Source organism: Shewanella sp. SG44-6, assembly GCF_014164185.1.
Lineage (GTDB): Bacteria > Pseudomonadota > Gammaproteobacteria > Enterobacterales > Shewanellaceae > Shewanella > Shewanella vesiculosa.
The window spans coordinates 1-6,679 of sequence record NZ_JACJER010000188.1 but is presented as its reverse complement, the minus strand read 5'-3'; the positions used below and the strand labels follow the sequence as shown (position 1 = coordinate 6,679).

General features: G+C 40.3%; 5 protein-coding genes and 2 pseudogenes. 3 read left to right on the top strand and 4 right to left on the bottom strand.

Going from position 1 to position 6,679, the window contains the following annotated elements:
- Positions 1 to 101, bottom strand: a pseudogene (locus tag H5185_RS23120) (DNA-binding response regulator); the annotation flags it as partial.
- A gap of 89 nt (positions 102 to 190) precedes the next feature.
- On the opposite strand from H5185_RS23120, the gene H5185_RS20630 reads away from it, so the two are divergent.
- Both H5185_RS20630 and H5185_RS20625 read left to right on the top strand, forming a co-directional pair.
- Positions 191 to 865 carry a response regulator gene (locus H5185_RS20630; protein WP_182696982.1) on the top strand — a complete coding sequence of 225 codons (675 nt, stop codon included), beginning with the start codon at positions 191 to 193 and terminating at the stop codon, positions 863 to 865.
- Positions 856 to 2,208: an ATP-binding protein gene (locus tag H5185_RS20625; RefSeq protein ID WP_182743037.1), complete on the top strand. Its 1,353-nt coding sequence runs from the start codon at positions 856 to 858 to the stop codon at positions 2,206 to 2,208. Before H5185_RS20630 ends, H5185_RS20625 begins: the two co-directional genes overlap by 10 nt.
- A gap of 79 nt (positions 2,209 to 2,287) precedes the next feature.
- Here H5185_RS20625 and H5185_RS20620 read toward each other — a convergent pair whose 3' ends face one another.
- Entirely contained in the window at positions 2,288 to 2,983 is a 696-nt protein-coding gene (locus H5185_RS20620) for a 2OG-Fe(II) oxygenase (RefSeq protein WP_124016479.1), read from the bottom strand.
- 115 nt (positions 2,984 to 3,098) lie between these two features.
- Between H5185_RS20620 and H5185_RS20615 the strand changes: the two genes are divergently transcribed.
- Positions 3,099 to 4,349, top strand: a complete 1,251-nt coding sequence (locus H5185_RS20615) for a DUF3391 domain-containing protein (RefSeq protein WP_182696984.1) — start codon at positions 3,099 to 3,101, stop codon at positions 4,347 to 4,349.
- A 149-nt stretch (positions 4,350 to 4,498) separates the two neighbouring features.
- On the opposite strand, the gene corA is transcribed toward H5185_RS20615, so the two are convergent.
- Together corA and yejK are read right to left on the bottom strand one after the other, a co-directional pair.
- Positions 4,499 to 5,446: a magnesium/cobalt transporter CorA gene (gene corA, locus H5185_RS20610; RefSeq protein WP_124016477.1), complete on the bottom strand. Its 948-nt coding sequence runs from the start codon at positions 5,444 to 5,446 to the stop codon at positions 4,499 to 4,501.
- Positions 5,447 to 5,907: 461 nt separating this feature from the next.
- A pseudogene (yejK, locus tag H5185_RS20605) lies at positions 5,908 to 6,618 on the bottom strand (nucleoid-associated protein YejK); the annotation flags it as partial.
- Between the last annotated feature and the right edge of the window lie 61 nt (positions 6,619 to 6,679).

Genomic DNA, 6,679 nt, shown 5'->3' with positions numbered 1-6,679 from the left:
TGCCACATGAGTCGTGCGGTTAAAATGAGAATCGGGGCTTTGATATCGGCACTACGGAGCATTTTGATTAAGCTTATTCCGTCTTGATCGGGTAAACCCAAAGCCTATTTAATATTTAACCTAAAAGATTGATAAGGTAATACTAATCGAGCACATTTTACCTAAGGCAGCGGCGAAACAAGGATAAATTATGCGCATATTGGTTATTGAAGACGATCCTATTTTGTCACATCACTTACAGGTTCAGTTATCTGCGCAAGGCAACCAAGTACAAGTCGCATTAACCGCAAAAGAGGGATTTTATCAAGCGACTAACTATCCGATAGATGCTGCTATTATTGATTTAGGTTTACCCGATCAAGACGGAATAAGCTTAATCAAAATGCTCCGTAGTGCCGATATCAAAGCCCCGATTCTCATTTTAACCGCACGACTCATGTGGCAAGACAAAGTCGAAGGGCTTAATGCTGGCGCCGATGACTATTTAGTTAAACCATTTCAAAAAGAAGAACTCATCGCTAGGCTAGACGCCATCGTACGCCGCAGCTGTGGTTTTGTGAGTTCAACGATCACCAGTGGGGCGCTGCAAATTGATATGGCAGCAAAAAACGTGACACTGAATCAAACACCATTAGACATCACGGCCTTTGAATACCTTATTTTGGAATACTTAATGCGCCATAGTCATGAAGTTATCGCTAAGCAGCGTTTACTTGATGTGGTATATGCAGACAAGGAAGGCGATCCCAATACCATTGAAGTAATAATCAGTAGATTAAGAAAAAAACTGGCTCAGGGCGGAATAGCAGAGGCGATTGTGACTCTTCGCGGTCAAGGATATAAATTTAATCACCCATGCGACTAATTCCCCGACCTCAAAAACGCCTGCTAACAAGAATGTTTGTTACTTCCTTGGCCATTATCACATTAGTGGGATTTGGTCTGGCTTGGTTAATTACCCTGCTCCATGCCCAAAACCGTTATAACCAAACCACCAGCGCGTTAATCGCTAAATTACCTATCATTGCTGCGGAGTTTCGCGAAAACAATTTAATCCCCATCACCCAAGCACGTGAAGGTGATGACGTTGATACGCAATATATTATGGCGACTTGTAATAGTGCTTATCACACTTTATGGCGTTCTGATTTCGCGATTAGCTTAAAATTGAATAACATCTGTGAAAAATATCTTCAAATAAAAGAAGATTTACCGCCGTTTTATCTTAATTTTGACGCCCAGCAAAGCTACTTTGCTTATTTGCTCAGTATTGATGTTGAAGATCAAATGTATCATCTATTAATTTTAAAAGACGCGACGGCATTAAAAACGGAACTTAAACAATTTAACCGATTAACTTATTTTAGATTAGCCATCGTCATGGCTATTGCATTACTACTGTTAGTCAGTGCAGCCTATTGGGGAATGCGGCCGTTAACACAATTAAAACAAGAACTATTACAACTACAACAAGGACATAAAAAAAGCCTTTCACAGGATTATCCCGTTGAATTACACGGTATCACGATGGCGTTAAATCAGCTTATGGACCAAACGGATCAACGTCAGACTCGCTATCAAAATGCGATGAATGATTTGGCTCATAGTTTAAAGACACGTCTTGCTGCCAGCATTGCCATCATTGACGATGACTCTTTAGATCGTCAGCAGCAACAGCAAAAGATACTAGAACAAATCAATGATATGGATCATCTGGTGCAGTATCAGCTCAAACGTGCCATGTTAGGCCAGCAAGGCTTACGTCAACAACAAACAAAGGTCGCACCTATTGCCCAACAAGTGGCACAAATGCTTGATAAGATTTATCGGGACAAACACGTTATATTCACACTGCAAGTATCGGCGTCATTACACTTACCGCTCAGTAAAGGGGATGTAATGGAGTTATTGGGTAACTTAATGGAAAATGCGTTTCGCTTGTGTAGTAACAAGGTACAAGTAACCGCCCAGCATCTTGATGGCAACATGATTCAGCTTAGTATCGAAGATGATGGCCCTGGAGTTGATGACGCCATTAAACAAAAAATCATTCAACGCGGAATGAGAGCCGATACCCAATCATCAGGACAAGGCATTGGTTTAGCTGTATGTCATGAAATTGTTAGCAGTTATGGCGGCACCATGACCATTACGACCAGTGAATTAGGCGGAGCAGCCTTTGTGATCCAGCTCTCCGCAACGACGTAATATCATTTAAACATAAGTACCTAAGCAAGCTATCAGGGCAGTAAATACAGCAACAACACGCTTTACTCGACAGTGATCATTAACTTAATGGCGCATAAAGCTGCTCTGCACGATTAAACATTGCCCAAGAAGTGGCAATATACTTGTCGTTGCTAATGGGCACATTACCACGATGACTGTGAGTAAAGCCGGCCGGTGCTATGACCATAGTGCCTTTTCTAGGACTTATTTTACGCTGCTGATAATAAAACTCCGTTTCACCGCCCTCTTCTACATCGTTAAGATAAAACATGTATAACACTACCCGATGAAGCGCCTCATTATGGCCATTTTGTGGAAATTGCTCTGAATGCCAATGCGGATAGCCACCGACACCTTGCTGATAGTGCTGCACATTGATACTACCACTGCGGTACAAGTACTTAGTTAACGCTGCAGCCCTTGGCCGACCTAATGTTTCAAAATTATCAGGGGTCAGGGTTTGAGCTTGACCATTTTCATCAGCAACTTGCACTGACACGGCCCCCATAAGGGTTAATGAATATTGGGTAAAATAATCACTAATGTGAGTAAATGTTGCCGCTAATAGCTCATTTTTCAATTCAGCTAAATCATCAAAAGCGTCTAACATTAAGTCACGACTGCGCTTTTTGTCGGTATCAATGCCAAAACCAGTATGACCAGGCCCCACACTAGGATGAGCATTAAATGCTGCCATTAAACGATCACATAGGTCATTACTTATCGCATTGGGATATACTTCAATAAAATCCATAGGGAGTAACTATTGTTAATAAATGTATAGTAGTATGCTGCCATGCCTATAAAGCATCTGTAAAGCGCAATGCACAACATACCTCTTTGTTCTTCAAAGTAACTATCGATTGAATATGAAAAAAAATCAAAAAATATCTGTAGATCAATTAGAAGTGGGTACTTTTATCCGCTTGCCTATTTCTTGGAAAGACCATCCTTTTTTGTTCAGCAGTTTTAAAATTAAAGACACAGTACAAATAGAGCTCATCAAAGGATTAGGGCTAAAGGATGTTTTTTTTGATCCTGATAAAAGCGACATTGAACCGGTAACATCTGACACGGCTGACGTTACAGCACCTGACCAGCAAACACTCGATGCACGTAAAGAGCAAATGCTCAGTCAAAAATCAGCGCAGATAGATGAACAACAAAAACTCAAACGCGATTTAAAGAAAACCGAACAACAATTTAATCGCTCAGTGTCAATGATGCATTCCATGGTCGCTAAAATCGGCAGCAGACCTCTTAACTCGGTTATCGAGGCCAAAGATCTCATTAGTAACATGACCACCATGCTACTCAACAGTGATAACTTAGCCTTGCATTTAATGGCCGATGCTAAAAATGATGAACATATTTACCATCATTCACTTAACGTCTCCATGCTGTGTATGTTGATGGCAAAAGAGCTGGGCTGGAATCGCCAAGAGGTAGAGACTATTGGTATGGGGGCGCTATTTCACGATATAGGTAAGCTCAAAATTCCAAGTAATATTCTCAATAAGCGGGTACCTCTGACCACACCAGAAGAAAACTTTATTAAACAACACCCTTTAATGAGCATTAACTTCCTTAAACTTGCAGATAATTTCCCGGAAGAGGCTAAACCATTAATTGCTAATCATCACGAATTTTTAGATGGGAGTGGTTATCCACAAGGCCTTAAAGCAGACAAGATAGACAAGTTGTCGCAATTGATCGCGGTGATCAATGAATATGACAATCTATGTAATGGTACTAATCAAATCAAACCTAAGCCGCCCAGTATCGCTTTAGGTTTATTATATAAAAATTATAAAAATAAACTAAATGCTGAGTATATTAGTAAACTAATCAAACTATTAGGTGTTTATCCTCCTGGGAGTATTATCGAGTTATCCAGTGGCCAATTTGCCTTGGTGATGTCAGTAAACTTACAACACTTATTGTGTCCCAATATTGTGGTATACGATCAGTTAGTACCTAAAGATTTAGCCCCTATCATTAGTTTACAACAAGAAGGACTCACCATTGTCCGCAGTTTACCTGCCGCCGCATTGCCTGAGAAAATTCATAAATACCTAAATCCTCGAGAACAAATCAGCTTAGGTATCGGTCAAAGCTAGCCAGCTAAATGACACTGTTTTTGGGTTGTCGTCATGTCAATAATGATAAAATTCAACGACCTTATTCACAAATTGATACACCCTTGTTGAGAAATAAAAAAGCCATCAATTGGCAACAATTGATGGCTTTCTTGTAGCATAATTTGTGGTTATAACCAGCCTTTTCGTTTAAAGAAAAAGTAAGTTCCCGCTGCGCTGGCAAGCATTAATCCGACCGCCATGGGATAGCCAAATCGCCAATCGAGTTCGGGCATAATATGAAAATTCATCCCATAACTACTGGCAATGAGCGTGGGAGGTAAAAAAACCACCGCCGATACCGAAAATATCTTAATAATTTTGTTTTGTTGCAAGCCACTGAATCCCATGGCTGCATCAAGCAAGAATTGTAACTTATCGAAAATAAATTGGCTGTGTGGCATCAATGATTCAATATCCGATAACATCTCTCGAATATCCTTCAAGTTTTCATCCGACAAACGATCACGATAATAACGTTGCATATAACGCAAGGAGCGCTGGGTATCCAATAAACTTAATCGAATTTTACCGTTAGAGTCTTCTTGCAAGGTGATCAGTTTAAATACGTCATCAAGCTCTTCATCATTAAACACTTGCTCGCTGACATTTTCTAATACACTGTAAACATCTTCAATTAAGTCAGATAGATAATCTACTTTTAGGGTAAATAACTCTAATAATAACCCTTGTGGGGTGGTAATATCTAAACGACCTAAACGCAAGTAGTTACGCAATAAACGGATAAGACCAACGTCTTCCTCACGCATTGTCAGCAAAAAATTTTCACGTAAGTTGAATGACACGTTCACTGCACGCACATCTGAACTCACCCGTTGAGGAAACAACGAGTTAATATGTAAACCATCTTGGTTTTGATAAAAACGTGCTGATGCCTCAATTTCTTTAATATCTTCTTCGTCGGGCACTTCTTCAGCTGAAAACAAGCTCAACCACTGACGTTCTTCGTCATCGGGTTTCAATAAATCTAACCATAAGGTCGACTCGGGCACTTTATCGCCCACTTTCAATTCGGTGGTGATTAACTCTCTATTTTGATAGGCGTATGCAGTAATCATCGCTCCCCCAAAGTTCATTAGGCTATAAAGCACAATAAACAAAAAACACTCAAAAAGTGGCGCTAGTTTACTCAACTACAAATGAATGAAAAGTAAAATATTCAACTGCGCCAAAGATCGTACCAGCGACATCATTCGTGAAATAAGACATGAGATAAGTCTAGACTAGACTGTGCTGAATTAAGCGCCACTTAGGCTATTTAATTATCTGGATACTGATGTAAAGAATGGCTATTTTCATCATTAATATTCGCGCCAACGATCACGATATTCAACATAACATTCCCATAAAAAACCAATGTGTAACATCACATAAAGTGACTTCAGCTGCTAACTCACAACAGCATAACATGCGCTAAACCTTCATTAGTGTTTTCAGCAGATATAAAAAAGCGCCCAGATAGGACGCTATAACAACACACTACCCAGATTGAGTTAGCTCAGCTTGAGTTCTGCTTAAGTTACTCACCTTTTAAACGACGATCCAATTGATCTTTCAAATTGGCCGGCACACCTTTTATCAAAATGGTGTCAGAAATAGGATCATAAATAACCCGTTCACCTAAATGGCCGCCATCAAAACTCAATGTTACTCCGCCGCCAGTGCCTGAAAACTTCTTCAAACTGCGTAAACTGGCTTTATCTGCCGGAAACTCATCATCCAACTCATAACTGCCACCACAGGCGAAATCATAAAATGAATCCATGCCGGAATCAGCTAACTCGTCAGCTAAATCTTTAACTTCAATCACATCACCAGAGCCCGCGCGCTCAGAACAATAGTCAAAGACCTTGTTACGGCACTCTTGACGTTCATCTTTGGTTAACTCACTGCCCGCAACAAAGTCTTCAACCGCATGGATCAAGGTTTTGTTTTGCGCTTTGATGTTAACCCCTTCAACACAGCCCATAAAATCTAAAAAGAAGTCGGCAACTTTACGGCCCGCACGACCACGAATAAACGAAATATATTTACGCGAGCTTTTATCGGCCTGCCACTCAGTTAAATCAATGCGGGCGGCCAGTTGAATATTGTTTAAATCTAAGTGATTATTTTGCGACAATTCCATGTCATCTAAGACAGTCATCGACGACTTAGCGCTTAATAACGCCACAAATAAATAGTCGCTTGTCATACTGGTATAGCAAGACATCAATAAAAATCCGCCTTGGCCAAGCAAGCCAACTATTGCAGCAAGAATTGTCTAAGTACGACTTTAGCCAAGGCGGATT